13 protein-coding genes are annotated in these 17369 nt (G+C 66.5%); 10 read left to right on the top strand and 3 right to left on the bottom strand.

Going from position 1 to position 17369, the window contains the following annotated elements; translation table 11 throughout:
- Window positions 1–99 precede the first annotated feature (99 nt).
- Genes MYCSM_RS04285 through MYCSM_RS04270 form a run of 4 tightly spaced genes read left to right on the top strand, consistent with a single transcriptional unit; the run spans window position 100 to window position 4151 of the window.
- Complete coding sequence (locus MYCSM_RS04285; protein ID WP_015304913.1) at window positions 100–831, top strand: hypothetical protein; 732 nt, start codon at window positions 100–102, stop codon at window positions 829–831.
- Entirely contained in the window at window positions 828–2366 is a 1539-nt protein-coding gene (locus MYCSM_RS04280) for an HD domain-containing phosphohydrolase (RefSeq protein WP_015304912.1), read from the top strand. The genes MYCSM_RS04285 and MYCSM_RS04280 overlap by 4 nt, the downstream gene beginning before the upstream one ends.
- Window positions 2367–2415: 49 nt before the next feature.
- Entirely contained in the window at window positions 2416–3171 is a 756-nt protein-coding gene (gene mddA, locus MYCSM_RS04275) for a methanethiol S-methyltransferase (protein WP_015304911.1), read from the top strand.
- Complete coding sequence (locus tag MYCSM_RS04270) at window positions 3168–4151, top strand: magnesium transporter CorA family protein (protein ID WP_015304910.1); 984 nt, start codon at window positions 3168–3170, stop codon at window positions 4149–4151. Before mddA ends, MYCSM_RS04270 begins: the two co-directional genes overlap by 4 nt.
- Here the strand turns inward: MYCSM_RS04270 and MYCSM_RS04265 are convergent.
- Window positions 4102–5259 carry an NAD(P)/FAD-dependent oxidoreductase gene (locus MYCSM_RS04265; RefSeq protein WP_041311310.1) on the bottom strand — a complete coding sequence of 386 codons (1158 nt, stop codon included), beginning with the start codon at window positions 5257–5259 and terminating at the stop codon, window positions 4102–4104. The two genes, MYCSM_RS04270 and MYCSM_RS04265, sit on opposite strands and share 50 nt — an antisense overlap.
- 96 nt (window positions 5260–5355) lie before the next feature.
- On the opposite strand from MYCSM_RS04265, the gene MYCSM_RS04260 reads away from it, so the two are divergent.
- The 6 genes from MYCSM_RS04260 to recD all read left to right on the top strand — a co-directional run bounded on the left by MYCSM_RS04260 (window position 5356) and on the right by recD (window position 15144).
- On the top strand, window positions 5356–6039 hold the full coding sequence (locus MYCSM_RS04260) for a DUF3060 domain-containing protein (protein WP_015304908.1): 684 nt from the start codon (window positions 5356–5358) through the stop codon (window positions 6037–6039).
- Between the two features lie 105 nt (window positions 6040–6144).
- Complete coding sequence (locus MYCSM_RS04255; protein WP_157681272.1) at window positions 6145–6819, top strand: hypothetical protein; 675 nt, start codon at window positions 6145–6147, stop codon at window positions 6817–6819.
- Between the two features lie 62 nt (window positions 6820–6881).
- Window positions 6882–7142, top strand: a complete 261-nt coding sequence (locus MYCSM_RS04250) for an HD domain-containing protein (protein WP_015304906.1) — start codon at window positions 6882–6884, stop codon at window positions 7140–7142.
- A 6-nt stretch (window positions 7143–7148) separates the two neighbouring features.
- Window positions 7149–10385: an exodeoxyribonuclease V subunit gamma gene (gene recC / locus MYCSM_RS04245; RefSeq protein WP_015304905.1), complete on the top strand. Its 3237-nt coding sequence runs from the start codon at window positions 7149–7151 to the stop codon at window positions 10383–10385.
- The gene (gene recB, locus MYCSM_RS04240; RefSeq protein ID WP_015304904.1) at window positions 10385–13540 is read left to right on the top strand and encodes an exodeoxyribonuclease V subunit beta; all 3156 of its coding nucleotides are present in this window, start codon (window positions 10385–10387) and stop codon (window positions 13538–13540) included. The genes recC and recB overlap by 1 nt, the downstream gene beginning before the upstream one ends.
- Complete coding sequence (recD, locus tag MYCSM_RS04235; protein ID WP_015304903.1) at window positions 13537–15144, top strand: exodeoxyribonuclease V subunit alpha; 1608 nt, start codon at window positions 13537–13539, stop codon at window positions 15142–15144. The genes recB and recD overlap by 4 nt, the downstream gene beginning before the upstream one ends.
- Here recD and MYCSM_RS04230 read toward each other — a convergent pair.
- Window positions 15133–15477 carry a hypothetical protein gene (locus tag MYCSM_RS04230; protein WP_041311305.1) on the bottom strand — a complete coding sequence of 115 codons (345 nt, stop codon included), beginning with the start codon at window positions 15475–15477 and terminating at the stop codon, window positions 15133–15135. The genes recD and MYCSM_RS04230 overlap by 12 nt on opposite strands.
- A gap of 486 nt (window positions 15478–15963) precedes the next feature.
- Window positions 15964–17271 (bottom strand): L,D-transpeptidase, encoded by a 1308-nt coding sequence (locus MYCSM_RS04225; protein WP_015304901.1) that lies wholly within the window; start codon window positions 17269–17271, stop codon window positions 15964–15966.
- Between the last annotated feature and the right edge of the window lie 98 nt (window positions 17272–17369).

Genomic DNA, 17369 nt, shown 5'->3' with positions numbered 1-17369 from the left:
CGGCATCGCGCCAAGTACAGCCAGGGCGACCCGCTACCGATCCCAACTTGAGGCATTTGCCCCATCCCCTGGGCGGCTCAGCCGCCACACCATTGGCCCATGACAAGCACCCCACAAGCTGCCGCAGCCGCTACCAAGGATCTCGAGTTGCCGTCCGGAGACGACGAGCGCGTCGTCGGATTCGGCGTCATGGGCCTGCCGTTCGCCAACGGTCACTACCTGGCGTTCCGCGACTTTCCCGCGACCTCGTTCGCACCCGGCTACCTGTCTGTGTGGCATCGCACTCCGGACGGCGTCTGGACTTTCTACGCCACCACGCCGGGCCCACAGAGCTGCTCGCGCTACTTCAGCTCAGCGACCCTGGTCGAGCCCGCGGTGTGCGATATCCGATCCACCTGGCTGACGCCGTGGTCGCTGCTGATCTCGATCGAGGATGTGCTGCAGTGGCGGGTCGACGTCAAACAGACGTGGGCGACCCGCCTGATGAGTGTCGTCGGCAGCCACCTGCCCACCGCGGCCTGGACCAGCCGCAGCACACTGAAAGCCATGGGCGTTATCGTCGGCCCTCTGCTTGGGGTCGGACGGATGCGGCTGACGGGGAACCTGCCCAACGGCCAGGAATTCCGGATCGCGCCCAAACAAGTGTGGGCCGTGGCTGATTCGACGGCCGTCGTCAAGGGCGAGAACCTCGGCCGCGTCGGCCCGCACGCCGTGCAGGGCAATCTCGCCGACTTCCACCTCCCCCAACGCGGCGTCTGCGCCGTCGCACAGGGCCGCTTCGAGCCGTTCGACATCGCGCGACATCTCGACGGGGACAGAATCGGCATATGACTACCCGAGCTGAGGTGCTGGCCGCGTTGTCGGTGGCCGTCGACCTCGGCCTCGGCCAACCCGCGGAGCACATGCTGCGGTCGGCGCTGATCGCGACGCGGCTCGCCGAACGCATGGGACTGCCGCAGGCGCAACGCGATCACATTTACTACACGACGCTGATCATGTGGATCGGCTGTCACGCCGATTCCCACGAATACGCGCGCTGGTTCGGCGACGACATCTCGGTCCGTCGCAGCTCGTACCTGGTCGACTGGTCTGGACTGCCCTATCAACGCTTCCTACTCACCAACATCCGGCACGGCGAATCGCTTCTGCAGCGGCTGAAGACCATCTCGACGCTGTATCTCAATGCCCGCGGTCACATCTCGGATCTGATCCATTCGCACTGCACGTCGGCAGCACTGCTGGCTGAGCGAATCGCTCTGAGCACCGACGTGCAGACCGCGCTGCGGTACACCTTCGAGCGGTTCGACGGCGGCGGGCTGCCGAACGGCACTACCGGCGAAGCGATCCCGATCGAGATGCGCGTCGCGCAGGTGGCCGACATGGTCGAAGTACATCAACGCGAATACGGCACGGTGGGCGCGGTTGCGATGGCGCGCAACCGCCGTGGCGGGCAGTTCGATCCCGCGGTCGTCGACGCGTTCAACGCGGACGCCGAATCGCTGCTCGCCATCCCGTCGACCGGTGATGTCTGGACGATGGCGCTGCAGCAGGCGCCCGATCGGCACATCGAGCTCGACGAGCAGGCTCTCGACCACCTCATTGTCGCCATCGGTGACTTCGTCGACCTGAAATGTCCCTTCACACTGGGACATTCACGGGCGACCGCGCAGTTGGCCGCCGATGCCGCGGCGGCCGCGGACCTCGACTCCGACGCCGTCACGTCGACCCGCAGGGCCGCACACATTCATGACATCGGCCGCATCGGCGTATCCAACCAAATCTGGTCCAAGCCAGGCGAATTGACGATGGCCGAATTCGAGCGGATGCGGCTGCACCCGTATCTGACGGAGCGCATCTTGCATCGGGTGCCCGGACTGAAAGACGTGGCCGAGATCGCCGCGAATCATCATGAGTGCCTCGACGGCTCGGGATATCCGCGGGGGTTGTCGGCACGGCAGCTGACGATGCCGGATCGACTTGTGGCTGCCGCGGTCAGCTATCAGTCCGCACTCGAGCCACGACCGTACCGCGAGGCGATGTCGCCGGAGAGCGCGGCGCGACGGCTGCGAAACCGGGTGCGCGACGGCGAGCTCGACGAGATTGCCGTCGACGCGGTGCTGCACGCGGCGGGTCAGGCATTCAAATCCAAGCCACGGCCCGACGGGCTGACGGCGCGCGAAGTCGATGTGCTTCGCCTCGTGGCGCAGGGCGCGACCAATAAGGAGATCGCCGCGAAGCTCGTGATCAGCGAGAAGACCGCCCGCAACCACGTCGAACGCACCTACGCCAAGATCGGGGTTTCGAACCGGATCGGCGCCAGCATGTACGCGCTCGAGCGGGGACTGGTCGGCCGCGTCGAGAGTTGAGGCAAATGCCCCATGCGCACGGCGTCCGCCCGGCGCGACGCTGAGAGCCATGAACCGTTACTTCGCAATCACCTACGGCGCGATCAGTTATGCGCTGTTTCTCGTTGTGTTCGTCTATGCGATCGGCTTTGTCGGCGGGCTGACCCCGCGCAGCATCGACAACGCGATCACCGCTCCCGTCGGCCAGGCGATAACAATCGACATCGCGCTCCTCACCCTGTTCGCGGTGCAGCACAGCGTGATGGCGCGCCCGGCGTTCAAGCGATGGTGGACACGCTACGTCCCCCAGCCGGTCGAGCGCAGCACCTACGTGCTGCTCGCGAGTCTTGTTCTTGCCCTGCTGCTTTGGCAGTGGCGGCAGCTGAGCGCCGTCGTGTGGGACTTGAACTCGCAGCCGGCGCGGCTGGTGATATGGACGCTGTTCTGCCTCGGCTGGGCGATCGTGCTGGCGTCGACGTTCATGATCAACCACTTCGAGCTGTTCGGGCTGCGGCAGGTGTTCGCGGTCTGGCGGGCGCGGCCGCAGGCGCAGACAGGCTTCCGCACGACGCTGTTCTATCGCGTGGTGCGCCATCCGCTGAACCTGGGCTTCATCGTCGCGTTCTGGGCGGCGCCGACGATGACCGCGGGACATCTGCTGTTCGCCGGCGTGACGACGGCGTGGATCCTAGTGGCGATGCAGCTGGAGGAACGCGACCTGACCGCCGCGCTGGGTGCGCGCTACGACGCATACCGCCAGACCGTGCCGATGCTGGTGCCGCGGCCACGCACGCGGATGCGCCGCACTGACATGATGAAGGGGTGACGCACGTTCGAGGCCGGGTCTGGCGGGCCGGCAAGCCGCAGGACGATTTCGACTTCCCGTCGATCTCGGACTACCTGGCCGAAGAGGACACGCTGGTGTGGTGCGACATCTACGACCCCGACCACGCGATCCTCAAGGACCTGGCCGAAGAGCTGAGCCTGAACAGTTGGGCGGTCGAGGATGCGATCGCCGAGTCCGAGCGCACCAAGGCGGTCGTCTACCGCAGCCACACCTTCTTCACGGTGTACGGCGTCACCACCCGCGAGCCTGCCCAGGAGACGGAGTCGATGCTCGACGTGCACCGGATCTCTGGGTTCGTGTTGCCGCGGGGGCTGATCACGGTGCGGCTGTCACCACATTTCGACATCGCGGCGGTGTCGCAGCGGTTCGACGAGCTCGGCGGCCAGGAGTACGGCGTCGGCTCGCTGGTACACGGCCTGCTCGACGTGGTGGTCGACGGGCACTTCGACGCGGTGCAGAAGCTCGACGACGGCATTGAGTCCGTCGAAGACGATCTGTTCGAGAACAACCCGCGGAAAGGTTTCCAGCGCAAGACATTTCGAATGCGCAAGGACCTCGTCGAGTTGCGGCGTGTTGTGCTGCCGATGCGGGAGGTCGTCAGCTCCATTCAGCACCGGCGACTGGACGCGAAGACCGCGCCGGAACTCGATCCGCTGTATTCGGATCTCTACGATCACGTGCTGCGCGTCTCGGAGTGGACAGAGTCGTTGCGCGACATGGTGACAACGGTGTTCGAGACCAACTTGTCGCTGCAGGACGCCCGGCTGAACACGGTGATGAAGAAGCTGACCGGTTGGGCGGCGATCATCGCGGTGCCGACCGCGATCACCGGGTTCTACGGGCAGAACGTCGAGTATCCGGGCATCAACACGTTCGGGGGCTTTTTGGTCAGCACATCGGTGATCGTGCTTATTGTGATCGCACTGTACTGGATGTTCCGGCGACGAGATTGGTTGTAGCGCGGCGGTAGTCGTCGTCGGCGTTGAGTGTGAGAACCCCGACGAGATCGTCGCCCGACTCGTAGTAAACCGTGAACCCGTCGCGGTGATCGACGAGCCTGGCGTGGTCGTAGTCGATGCCCCAGCCGCAGTACTTCAGTGTGGATTCACCAATGGTGCAGGCGAATTCGGGCACCTTGCGCCACGCGGCAGGATGGCGGGCCGCGGACAGGCCGGCGATGCGGCCCTGCTGCGCGGCGTCGCGCCAATGCTCGGCACGGATGCGCCGGCCCGCGGTGACGTTGTAGGCCAATGCGACATCGCCCGCGGCATAGACATTCAGCGCTGAGGTGTGCATGTGTTCGTTGACCACGATGCGGCCATCGGAGGTCTCCAGGCCGGCGTTGGCGGCCAGGTGCGGATCGGGGCGCACGCCCGTGGCGGAAACGACGACGTCACCGTCGACGCTGGCACCGGTGTCGAGGTGGACGCGGGTGTCGTCGATTGCGGTCACGGTGGTCGACCCAATGAAGCGAACCCCGTTGTCGGACAGGATCTTTGCGACGCGTTCGCCGACCTGGTCGCCGAACCGACGCTGCAGCGGCACGGGTTCGGCAGCCACCATCGTGGTGGGCACGCCGCGGGCGGCAAGCGTGGCGGCGGCTTCGCAGCCGATCAGCCCGCCGCCGATCACGACCGCGGAGTCGGCGGTACGGGCCGCCATCCGCAGGATGAGCGCGTCGGCGAACGACCGCAGCGGTAGCGCAGCTTCGGCGCCGGGAATGGCGAGCGGGACGGCGTTGGCGCCGCAGCCCAACACCAGATGCCAGTAGGGATAGCGGCGGCCGCCCTCGGTGACGACTTCCTGGTGGGCCAGGTCGATGTGGTCGACAGTGATGCCGCGGATCAGCTCGACGTCGTGGCGGGCGAACCAGCCTGCGCTGTGCAGGTCGAGTTTGGCTTCGCGGCCGCAAAGAAAGGCCTTGCTCAGCGGCGGCTTGGCGTACGGCAGGGCGGGGTCGGTGCTCAGAATTCGCACGGGAATATGGGGGTGCTTGCTGCGGAACGTCTCCGCCGCGCTTAACCCTGCCGGACCACTGCCGATGGCGATGAAACCCGCTGCCACCACACTTCTTGAGTACCACTTCGGAGGGCGTTGCGAACGCCTCGTCAGCAAATTGTCACATTCGTTGAGGTCGCCCACCGCGTGTGGGAACATCTGCGCATGAATCCGCAGGACGACCCCGAGGCCCGAATCAGGGCGCTCGAGCAACCGCTCGCCGATACGGCGCGGGCGACCGAACTGGGGACGGGGACAACGCCGTACACCGCACCAGATCAGGCGTACGCGCCGCCGCCATTGCCGCCGATGCCCCCGCAGGCACAGGGCCCGTACACACCGCCGGGATACGGCGCTCCCTGGGCGCCACCGCCGCAGGCGAAGTCGTCGGCGGGCATTCCGTGGGGGGTGTTCGCAGGCATTGCCATCGTGTTCCTGATCGTGGCCGGGGGCGTGGGCTTCGTTGTCATGAACAAGGCGACGCGCGAGATCCCGAGCTTCCCCGGCATCTCCATCCCAAGCATTCCGAGCATGCCGTCGATGCCCTCGATGCCGAATGCGCCCTCGCAGCCCACTGCGGCGCCGCCCGGTAGCCAGCTCAGCGTCGCTGGCATGGGCGCGAACAAGACGCTCGAATGCAACGACAACCCGGTGAGCATCAGTGGTGTCTCGAACACGGTGACGATCACCGGGCACTGCACGATGGTTTCGGTGTCGGGCATGCAGAACAAGGTCACGCTCGACACATCGGACCGGATAAGCGCGTCAGGCGTCGAGAACACAGTGACGTACCACTCCGGCTCCCCGGACATCAATAACTCCGGAAACAACGTGGTGCAACAGGGCTGAGCGCCTCGCAGTCGGTGCGCTCGTCGGCCGCGCGGTGGTGCATCAGCCGTGCGTATCGATCAGGCCATTCCCGGTTATCAAGTTGCGGAATGAGCCATCCTGGAGGTGGAGGCTCTCGTGCTGCGGCGGCGTGCTCTCGGTTGGCTACGAGCGTCGGTTGGGGTGACGCTCGTCGGGGTTCTCGCGCTGCCCATACCGGGTCACGCGGCGCCGGGCGCGACGGTCACGATCACGGTCGCGGCCGTCGGTGCAAACGGCGAGCCGGTCAATGGGTATCAGGTGGTGAATCGGCAGGGCTCGCCGAACCTGTCAGGCTGCCCGGGACCGTCGCCGGCGGCAGTGGCCTCCAACGTCTATGCGTGCGAGCCGGCGCAGGCCGCGGCGCAAGTGTGTTGGCCGGCACCCGCCTTCGTGTTGTGTCTGGCGGATCCGTGGACCAAGGGGCTGCGTCGATTCGCAAAGCCGGGCGCGCTACCGGCGGTGGATCCGCCCGCGACGCCGATGCCGTTCGCGCTGCAGCTCGACGACGGCACACGGTGCATCCTGCCCGACGGAATCGATTGGGGCGCAAGGGCCGACGACATGGTGCCGGCGTACGGATGCAATCCGGGCAAGACGTCTATGGGTGTGCTCATCGCGGCGGGCGACGATCCGGTGTCGGCGATCGACCGGTCCGGGCCGGCATGGGTGGTACGAGTCGGCGAGCTGGGTCCGCGTGACACGCCGTTCGAGTCGCCGCGACGGCACGCGGTGACGACGGCGTGGTTCGCGGGAAACTGAGCGGCAGATATCCATGTCACCCCCTGCGGCTATGGTCGGACTGAAAGGGGGCAAATCGAACCGTGAGTGAGCAGACCTCGACACCCAAATTGACCGACCTGTTTTCCCACGCGCTCGTCTACGCCGAGCGCAAGCACCACAGCCAGGCGCGTAAGGGTGGCGACATCCCATACGTCGGCCATCTCCTGAGCGTGGCCGCTCTGGTTATCAACGACGGCGGCTCCGAAGCACAGGCCATCGCGGCCCTGTTGCACGACGCCGTCGAGGATCAGGGCGGTCCACCGACGCTGGACGAGATCCGGACCAAGTTCGTCCTAGTCTGACCCTCGATGGGCCTGCACCTCCACCGCGCTGAGCGCACCGATCTCCTCGCCGACTCCCTCGGCCATCTGCTGTCCACTCCCCTACCCGACCCCTTCGCCGACGAGCTGATCATCGTCCCCGCCAAAGGCGTCGAACGGTGGCTGAGCCAGCGGCTGTCCCACATCCTCGGGCGCGGTGCCGGGCACGACGGCATCTGCGCAGGCATCTCGTTCCGCAATCCGCACTCCCTGATCGCCGAGATCACCGGCACCATCGACGACGACCCCTGGTCGCCCGACGCGATGGTCTGGCCGCTGCTCGAGGTCATCGACGCCAGCTGCACCGCGGACTGGTGCAAGACGTTGGCCACGCATCTCGGCCACTTCGAAGCCGGCGAGGAAAAGGAGCTGCGCCAGGGCCGGCGCTACGCCGTCGCCCGTCGACTCGCCGGCCTGTTCGCCTCCTACGCTCGGCAGCGCCCGCAACTGCTGATCGACTGGGAACGTGATGCCGACGGTTACATCGCATCGGATCTCGACTGGCAGCCGCCGCTGTGGCGCGCGCTGCTCGACAAGGTCGACGCCGACCCCCCGCATGTTCGCCACGCGAAAACCCTTGCGCGACTGCAGGAATCACCGCTGGACCTGCCGGAGCGGCTGTCGCTGTTCGGGCACACCCGGCTGCCGTCCACCGAGGTCGAGCTGCTCACCGCCCTGGCCACCCACCACCATCTCCATCTCTGGCTGCCCCACCCGAGCGACGACCTCTGGCAGAAGCTCGACACCGACCGTGGCCCCATCCCCCGCCGCGACGACACCAGCCACCGCAACGTCGCGCACCCGCTGCTGGCCACCCTCGGCCGTGATTTGCGCGAGCTTCAGCGCGGTCTGCCCGTAGACCCGGACACCGACGAATGTCTCGGTGGCTCAACGCATCCCGACACTCTGCTCGGCTGGCTGCAGTCGGACATCGCCGCCAATGCGGTCAGACCCGCCGGCCGCACGCACACGCCAACAGATCGCTCCATCCAAGTGCACAGCTGCCACGGCCCGGCCCGCCAGATCGACGTGCTGCGCGAGGTCCTGCTCGGCCTGCTCTCCGACGACCCCACCCTGGAGCCACGCGACATCCTCGTCATGTGCCCGGACATCGAGACCTACGCGCCGCTGATCGTCGCCGGTTTCGGCCTCGGCGACATGATCCACGGCGTGCACCCCGCGCACCGACTGCGGGTCAGGCTGGCCGACCGGTCGCTGGTCCAAACCAACCCGCTGCTCGGCGTCGCGAGCCAACTACTCAGCCTCGCGGGCAGCCGGGCCACGTCCAGCGAGGTGCTCAACCTCGCGGCCGCGGCGCCGGTGCGGGCGCGCTTCGAGTTCAGTGACGACGACCTCGAGGACATCACCCGCTGGGTACGCGAAGCCAACATCCGCTGGGGTTTCGACAAGGAGGACAGGCAGCCGTTCGGCGTCGACTTCATCCAGAACACTTGGCGATTCGGCATCGACCGTGTCCTCGCGGGCGTCGCGATGTCCGACGATTCGCACGCCTGGCTCGACACCACGCTGCCGCTCGACGACGTCAGTAGTAACCGCGTCGAACTGGCTGGCCGCCTCGCGGAGTACATCGACCGGTTGCACCGCGTCGTCGAATCACTCACCGGCACACGGCCATTGCGCGAGTGGCTGACCGCGCTGGAGCACGGCATCGATCTGCTGGCCAGGGTCAACGATGACGACGCGTGGCAGACCAGTCAGCTGCAACGCGAATTCAACGAGGTGCTGCGCCAAGCCGGCCCGCGCGCCGAGACAGTCATGCGGCTGCCCGACATCAAGGCGCTCCTGGAGCGCCATCTCGCCGGTCGGCCTACCCGCGCCAACTTCCGGACCGGCACGTTGACGGTCTGCACGATGGTGCCGATGCGGTCGGTGCCGCACCGGGTGGTCTGTTTGGTCGGTCTCGATGACGGGGTGTTCCCCCGGCTCGGTGTGGTCGACGGCGACGACGTGCTGGCGCGCAATCCGATGACCGGCGAGCGCGATATCCGTTCTGAGGACCGGCAATTGCTGCTCGACGCTATCCAGGCCACCACCGAGCACCTCGTGATCACGTATACCGGCGCCAACGAATACTCCGGGCACGAACGCCCGCCCGCGGTGCCGCTGGCCGAGCTGCTCGACGCGCTGGACCTGACCACGGCTGAGCCAGTGCGCGACGCGGTTGTCGTCCGACACCCGTTGCAGCCCTTCGATACTCGCAATGTCGTTCCCGGTGACCTGATCCCTGATAAACCATTCACCTTTGACCCGACGGTGCTGAGGGCCGCACGCGTGCGCTCCGCCGGCCGCGCCGAGAAGCCACCCTTCATCTCCGGCCCGTTGCCAGCGCCGCCGACCGAGGACGTGGTGCTCGCTGACCTTGCCGCGTTCTTCCGGGATCCGGTAAAGGGGTTCTTCCGCGCACTGGACTACACGCTGCCGTGGGAGATCGACGGGGTCGAGGACGCCATGCCAGTTGACATCAACGCGCTCGAGGAGTGGACGGTCGGCGACCGCATGCTGCGCGACATGCTCGACGGCATGCAGTCCGATCAAGCTCGGGAGGCCGAATGGCGGCGCGGCACACTGCCGCCCGGTCGGCTGGGCTGGCGCAAGGCCACCGAGATCCGCGACCAGGCGGCGCTGTTGGCGGAAGTCGGGCGGCACTACCGCGGCGTCGCATCGCGGGCCATCGACGTCGACATCGACCTCGACGGTCGACGGTTGACCGGCACTGTGTCACCGGTGTTCAGCGAACGACTCGTAGCGGTGACGTACTCCAAGCTCGATGGTCGCCATCTGCTGCAGTCATGGATTCCGTTGCTGGCGTTGCTCGCTCACGCGCCGCGCACCGACTGGTCGGCGATCGTCATCGGCCGGCCCAAACGCGGCACGACGCCGCGCGAGGAGGTGCTGGGCCGTTCGGCGGACTCGGCCGTCGAACTGCTCGCCGACCTTGTCGCCATCTACGACGCAGGACGGCGTGAGCCGCTGCCGCTTCCGATCAAGACGTCCTACGCGTGGGCGGAGGCCAAACACACGCACGGCGATCCCGAGCGAGCCGCGATGTATCGGTGGCGCTCCGATCGCTACCCCGGCGAAGACGCCGAGAAGGCGCACGAGCGGGCATTCGGCAAGGGCGCCTGGCTGTCTGAGCTCATCAATCGCGGACTCGACGAGTACGCCAGCCGGCTGTGGTTACCGATGTTGAACGCGCTCGGGTGATGGACAGCTTCGATCTGTCGGGTCCGCTTCCCCAGCCGCGGTCGACCACGGTGTTGGAGGCAAGCGCGGGCACCGGCAAGACGTTCGCGCTGGCCAGTTTGGTCACGCGGTATGTCGCCGAAGGTGTCGCGACACTGGACCAGATGCTGCTCATCACGTTCAGCAGGGCGGCGACGCAAGAGTTGCGCGATCGCGTGCGCCGCCAGCTCGTCGATGCCGCAGCCGCGGAGGAGCTACCGGACCGCCGTCGACGGCTGCGAGATGCCTTGGCCGCGTTCGATGCCGCGACGATCGCTACCACGCATCAGTTCTGTCAGCTGGTGCTGCGTTCGTTGGGTGTCGCGGGCGATACCGACGCCGGGGTGACATTGGTGGAGAGCCTCGACGAGCTGGTCACCGAGATCGTCGACGACTTGTACTTGCGGCACTTCGGCCGCGAGCGCGAGGACCCGCTGTTGGCATACCCCGACGCGCTGCGGCTGGCCCGCGAGGTTGTCAACAAGCCGGCGACGGAATTGCGCCCTCAGGGCGCCGACCCCGACTCACGCGCGGCGGTCTGCGTCAGCTTCGCCAAAGATGTTGTGGTTGAGCTGGATAAGCGGAAGCGGCAGCGCGGCATTCTTGGCTACGACGACCTGCTCAGCCGGTTGGCCGATGCACTGGATGCCGACGACTCACCGGCCCAGGTGCGGATGCATCAGCGATGGCCGATCGTATTGGTCGACGAGTTCCAGGACACCGACCCGGTGCAATGGAAGGTGATCGACCGCGCGTTCACGGGCCGCTCAACGCTGATCCTGATCGGTGACCCCAAGCAGGCGATCTATTCGTTTCGCGGCGGCGACATCGTCACGTATCTCGACGCGGCCGCAACGGCGGGTGTGCAGAAGACCCTCAGCACGAACTGGCGCAGCGACGGCGATCTCGTCGGCCGCTTGCAGGTCATGCTGAAAGGCGCCGAACTCGGTGATCCACGCATCATCGTCCACGACGTCGACGCTCACCACGTCGGATCGCGGCTGAAAGGCGCAGGCGAGCCGTTCCGACTTCGCGTCGTGCATCGGGAGACACTGGGCCGCAGTGGGACTCGGGCGCTACTCATCGGCGACCTGCGCTCGCATATTCCCCGCGATATGGCTGCCGACATCGGCAGCCTGCTGACGAGTGGGGCGACATTCGACGGTAATCCGATCTGTGCGGGCGACATCGCGGTGATCGTCGAGAAGCACGTCGACGCCCGCGCCTGCTACCAGGCGTTGTGCGAAGCGGGCATTCCTGCGGTTTACACCGGCGACTCCGACATCTTCGGATCGGATGCCGCCGAGGATTGGCTGTGTCTGCTGGAGGCATTCGACCAGCCGCACCGCCCCGGCATGGTGCGCGCCGCTGCGGCAACGATGTTTTTCGGCGAGACGGCGGAATCGCTGATGTCCGGTGGCGATGCGCTGACCGACCGCGTGGCGGAAACGTTGCGGGAGTGGGCCGGTCACGCCCGCGAGCGTGGTGTCGCCGCGATCTTCGAGGCCGCGCAGCTCAGCGGGATGGGCGACCGGGTGCTGTCGTGGCAGGGCGGCGAACGGTTGATGACGGATCTGTCGCACGTGACCCAATTGCTGCAGGAGGCGGCCCATCGCGAGCACTTCAGCCTGCCCGCGCTGCGCGACTGGCTGCGTGCGCAGCGCGACGAGCGAAGTGGCGCAATGGAACACGCCCGCCGGTTGGACAACGATGCCGCGGCTGTGCAGGTGATGACGGTGTTCGCCGCGAAGGGCCTGGAGTTCCCGGTCGTGTATCTGCCGTTTGCGTTCAACCGCCATGTCAGGGATCCCGAGCTGGTGTTGTACCACGAGGGTGCAACACGGTGCCTGCATATCGGCGGGCCCGACAGCCCTGACTACAACGCTGTCGTGAAGCTGGGCCGGTCCGAGGACGCCAGTGACGACAGCCGGCTGACGTACGTGGCGCTCACCCGCGCGCAGTCTCAGGTGGTCGCGTGGTGGGCGCCGTCCAGTGACGAGCCGAATGGCGGGTTATCGCGATTGTTGCGGGGCCGTAGGCCGGGTGAGGCGGAGGTGCCGAATTCGGCTCAGCCAGCGAAGGTTTCGGATGGCGACGCGATGGCGCGGCTGCGGGAATGGGAAGCCGCGGGCGGTCCGGTGATCGAAGACTCGCTGATTGCGCCGATGCCCGCATTGCCGGGTGAGGTGGCGCCAACGGACCTTGACGTCCGCCACTTCCACCGCGGCATCGACACGACGTGGCGGCGGACGTCCTACTCCGGTCTGATTCGCGACGCCGAGGCGACGCCGGTGAGCAGCGAGCCGGAAGTGGTCGAGCTGGACGACGAGGTCGCCGAGATACCGCTGGTGTCCTCGGCGGCCGGCGATGACGTGCCGTCGCCGATGGCGGACCTGCCGTCGGGCGCGAAGTTCGGCACGCTGGTACACGGGGTGTTGGAGACGGCGGACCCGTTCGCGCCCGATCTCGCGGCGGAGCTCGAGGCGCAGATTCGGGAGCACTCGGTGTGGTGGCCGGTCGACGTCGAGGCTTCGGTGTTGGCTGCGGCGATGGTGCCGATGCATGACACCCCGTTGGGGCCGCTGGCCGACGGGCTGACGTTGCGGCAGATCGGCCTGCAGGATCGGATGCGCGAGATGGACTTCGAATTCCCCTTGGCCGGTGGACATTTGCGCGACGTCGGCAAGCTGGTCCGGGAACGTCTGCCGAAGGACGATCCGTTGGCGTCGTATGCCGATCGGTTGACGGGCGTGGCGCTGGGTGGGCAGCCGCTGAAGGGCTACCTATCGGGCTCGGTGGACGCGGTGCTGCGGATTGGCGACCGGTATGTGGTGGTCGACTACAAGACGAACTGGCTGGGTGATCCGGCGCGCCCGTTGACGGCCGCAGACTACGCGCAGCCGCGTCTGGTCGAGGCGATGCTGCATTCGGATTATCCGCTGCAGGCGCTGCTGTACAGCGTTGTGCTGCATAGATTTCTGCGGTGGCGGCTGCCCGGTTACGATCCCGAGACGCATCTGGGCGGCGTGATGTATCTGTTCCTGCGCGGCATGTGCGGGCCGGATGCGCCGGCAGGCGTGTTCAGTTGGCAGCCGCCGGCGTCGTTGATCACGGCGGTGTCGGAGCTGGTCGCATGACGATCGAACTGGTGGTCGACGATACGGGCTTCTTCGCGCCGGCGGATGTGCATGTTGCGCAACGACTTACCGCGCTTGCCAAGGAGACCGACGAGCGGGTCGCGTTAGCCGTCGCACTGGTGGTGCGGGCGTTGCGAGGCGGCTCGGTATGCGTCGACCTGACGTCGCCGGAGATGGCGGATCTGGCGGCGGCGGTGAAGGCCAGCCCGCTGTTGACCGGCCCGCCGGCGCTGCGGGTCGACGGCGACTTGCTGTACCTCGACAGGTACTGGCTCGAAGAGCAGCAGGTGTGCGATGACATTCGGGCGATGGTCTCGGCGCGACCCGCCGAGGTGTCTTCCAACATCGACCGGTTGTTCCCGGCCGGGTTCGAGGAGCAGCGAGCGGCCGCGGAAATTGCACTGTCGCAAGGCTTGACGGTGCTGACGGGTGGGCCCGGGACGGGCAAGACGACGACGGTGGCTCGGTTGTTGGCGATGCTGGCAAGCGGTAATCGGCTGCGGATCGCGTTGGCCGCCCCGACGGGTAAGGCGGCGGCGCGCCTACAGGAAGCGGTGCAGTTGGAGGTCGGCAAGTTGTCGCCGGCGGATGGCGAGGCGCTGGCAGGCTTGCACGCGACGACGTTGCACCGGCTGCTGGGCAGCAGGCCGGATACGTCGGCGCGGTTCCGGCACAATCGCGGAAATCGGCTGCCACACGACGTGATCGTGGTGGACGAGACGTCGATGGTCTCGCTGACGATGATGGCCCGGCTGCTGGAGGCGGTGCGGCCGGACGCAAGGCTGATACTTGTCGGCGACCCGGATCAGTTGGCGTCGGTGGAGGCGGGCGCGGTGCTTGCGGATCTGGTCGATGGGCTGGGTGAGGCAAGGACCGCGGCGCTGAAGACGTCGCATCGGTTCGGCAAGTCGATCGGGGCGTTGGCTTCGGCCATTCGGGTCGGCGATGCGGATCGGGCGATCGAAGTGCTGCGGGCTGGCGATGAGCACATCGAGTGGATCGACGCCGAGGATCCGCGGCAGAAGTTGCGCAATGTGCTTGTCCGACAGGCAATTGCGCTGCGGACGGCGGCGATCCTTGGCGACGAGCAGGCGGCGTTGAAGGTGCTGGACGAGCATCGGTTGTTGTGCGCGCATCGCCGGGGGCCGTTCGGGGTGACGCAGTGGAACCGGCAGGTCGAGCGGTGGCTGACAGAGGAGACGGGCGACCCGATCTGGTCGTCGTGGTACGCGGGTAGGCCGGTGTTGGTGACGGCGAACGACTATGGGCTGGGCCTGTACAACGGCGATACGGGTGTGACGGTGGTGCGCGACGAGGCGCTGAGGGCGGTCATCGGGGATGCGACGTTCGCGACGAGTCGGCTGGCGGATGTGGAAACGATGCATGCGATGACCATCCACAAGAGTCAGGGCAGCCAGGCCGATGAGGTGACGGTGTTACTGCCGCAAGAGGATTCACGGCTGTTGACGCGGGAGCTGTTCTACACCGCGGTGACGCGCGCGAAGGAGCGGGTTCGGGTGGTGGGGTCGGAGGCGGCGCTCCGCGTGGCGATTGAGCGGCGGGCGGTGCGGGCGTCTGGCCTGGCGCAGCGGTTACGCGAGTAGCGCGTCCCAGAACGCGGCGTCGTTGTCGGCGTGGCTGGCGATGATCGCTGCTTCTTCGCGAAGGTCGAGCACGCGCTGGTGTATCCGATACTCGGTGGAGCGGGGCATCTCGCCGGGGCCGTAGCGGCCGCGTTTGAGGCGGATGACTCGGCCGTGCGCGATCTCGGCGCGCAGTGCGTCGGACACCACCTTCGAGGCTCGGCCGGGAATCTCGAAGCATTGGTAGTCCAGCGCGTCGATGAGCTCTTCGACTGTCTTGGGGCCGTGTTGGAACAAAAACATGGTGAGCGCGTACCGAAGCTCGACACCACGCAGTTGTCGTCTGTGTGTCATGGGTCGACCGTGCCAGGGGCGACTGACAAGTCGGCACTAAGGCGGTGCGCCTGCGGCATGCACGGTGGGTAAATTGCCCGGCTCTTGGCGACAAAGTCGGCACTAGCGACAGTGCGCCCGCCGCCCACACGGGTATGTGAATTGCCCGGCTCCTGGCGACAAAGTCGGCACTAGCGACAAAGTCGCCCAGAGCTGGGCACTTTGGATAGTGGGTCCCCGGAGCCCCGAAAAGGCGTACGCCAGCGGGGCCCCTGACTTCCCCGAACTGCCCCAACGGTTTGAGGGCACTATCTAAATTGCCCGGCTCCTAGCGACACAGTCGGTACTAGCGACAAAGTCGCCCAGAGCTGGGCACTTTGGATAGTGGGTCCCCGGAGTCTCCGAAGCCGTGATCCCCGGACTCGCCGAAGCCGTGATCCCCGGACTCGCCGAAGCCGTGATCCCCGGAGTCGCCGAAGCCGTGGATCCCCGGAGCCGCCGAAGCAGCTACGCCAGCGCGCTGCCCTTGCGCCACTCACTCCACGGCACGGTCCAGTCGCCGTTGTCCCACAGCTTCAACGGCGGCCCGCCGGTGTTGCGCACCTCGACGACGTCGCCGGGCACCGAAAAGTCGTAGAACCAGGCCGCGTTGTCGCCATTGAGGTTCAGGCAGCCGTGACTGGTGTCGGTGTTGCCCTGCGCCCACACCGTCGCATTCAACTGGTGCATGTAGATGCCGTCCTTGCTGATGCGCGTCGCGTACGGAATCGTCTCGCGATAGCCGAGCCGCGAATTGATCGGCAGCCCGAACGTCGACGAATCCATGATCACCGGGTTCGCCTTGTCCATCACCGTGTACACCCCCGGAGGCGTCCAGAAGCTCAGCGTCGTACCACCAATGGTTTCGGTGCCGCCCATCCCCATCGACGTCGGCATGGTGCGAACCAGCTTGCCGTTGTCGTAGACGCTCACCTGCTTGGTGTTGTCGTCGGCGATGGACACGTGCGAGTCACCGATCTTGAAAGACAGGTGCTCGTCTTCTTGGCCATACAGTCCGTCGCCGACCGGTGTGCCATACAGATTCGCCGCGACGGTTACGGTAGTGCCTGGGGCGTAATACTTTTCGGGTCGCCAGTGTGCGGTCTGATCGTCGATCCAATTCCAGGAGCCGACGACCGGCGGGTTGGTCGTGACGACAAGATGACGTTCGGCGTTGGCCTTGTTCTCGATCGGCTCGTCGAATTTCGCGACGACAACCATGCCAACCCCATACGTCGCGCCGTCCTGCAACAGAGAACCCGCGGTGTTTTCGAGGTACACCTCGGTCTGATTGCTTGGCGAAAGCGTGCTGAAGCTCGACGTCTGGCGCGACGGCATGCCGTTCGGCCCGCGCGCGGCAATCGTCAGCGTGTACCTGCGGCCGTAGCCGAGTTGAGCCGTCGGCTTCCACACCGTTCCATCCGGGGTGAGCACCCCAGGGATCACCTTGCCCGAGTCACTGCGCATCTCGACGCCGGTGATCGTCCCCGACGTGGCAGTGACTAGTACCGGCCCCGAGGGACTGACGTGTTCTGCGCCCGAGGCCGGCGCGGTCCACACCGCGGCGGGCTGCGGAGCTGTGGGCTTCGATGCCGCCTGCGGGACCGGAGCAGCCGTCACGGTCGAGCAATGATCGCCACATTCCGGAGTCGTGGAAACGACAACACCACCCAGCACCGCGACGATCGCAAGGACGACCGCCAAACAGGCACGCTGGGCAGGGCGAGTAGACGTCAACTGTTCTCCGTTGGGTTCGGCGAGGGCCGGGACGCACATATCCTAAACGCAGCAGCAGGGCGTCGTCGCAGGACCACCGACCTGCGCACATTCGTAATCGTCTTGTTGCGCGGGCGATTTCCGCCCTTCACAGTCAG

Origin of the sequence: Mycobacterium sp. JS623, from assembly GCF_000328565.1 — a bacterium.
Lineage (GTDB): Bacteria > Actinomycetota > Actinomycetes > Mycobacteriales > Mycobacteriaceae > Mycobacterium.
Note: the sequence above shows the minus strand (reverse complement) of the source record. Positions and strands in the feature narration are given on the sequence as shown.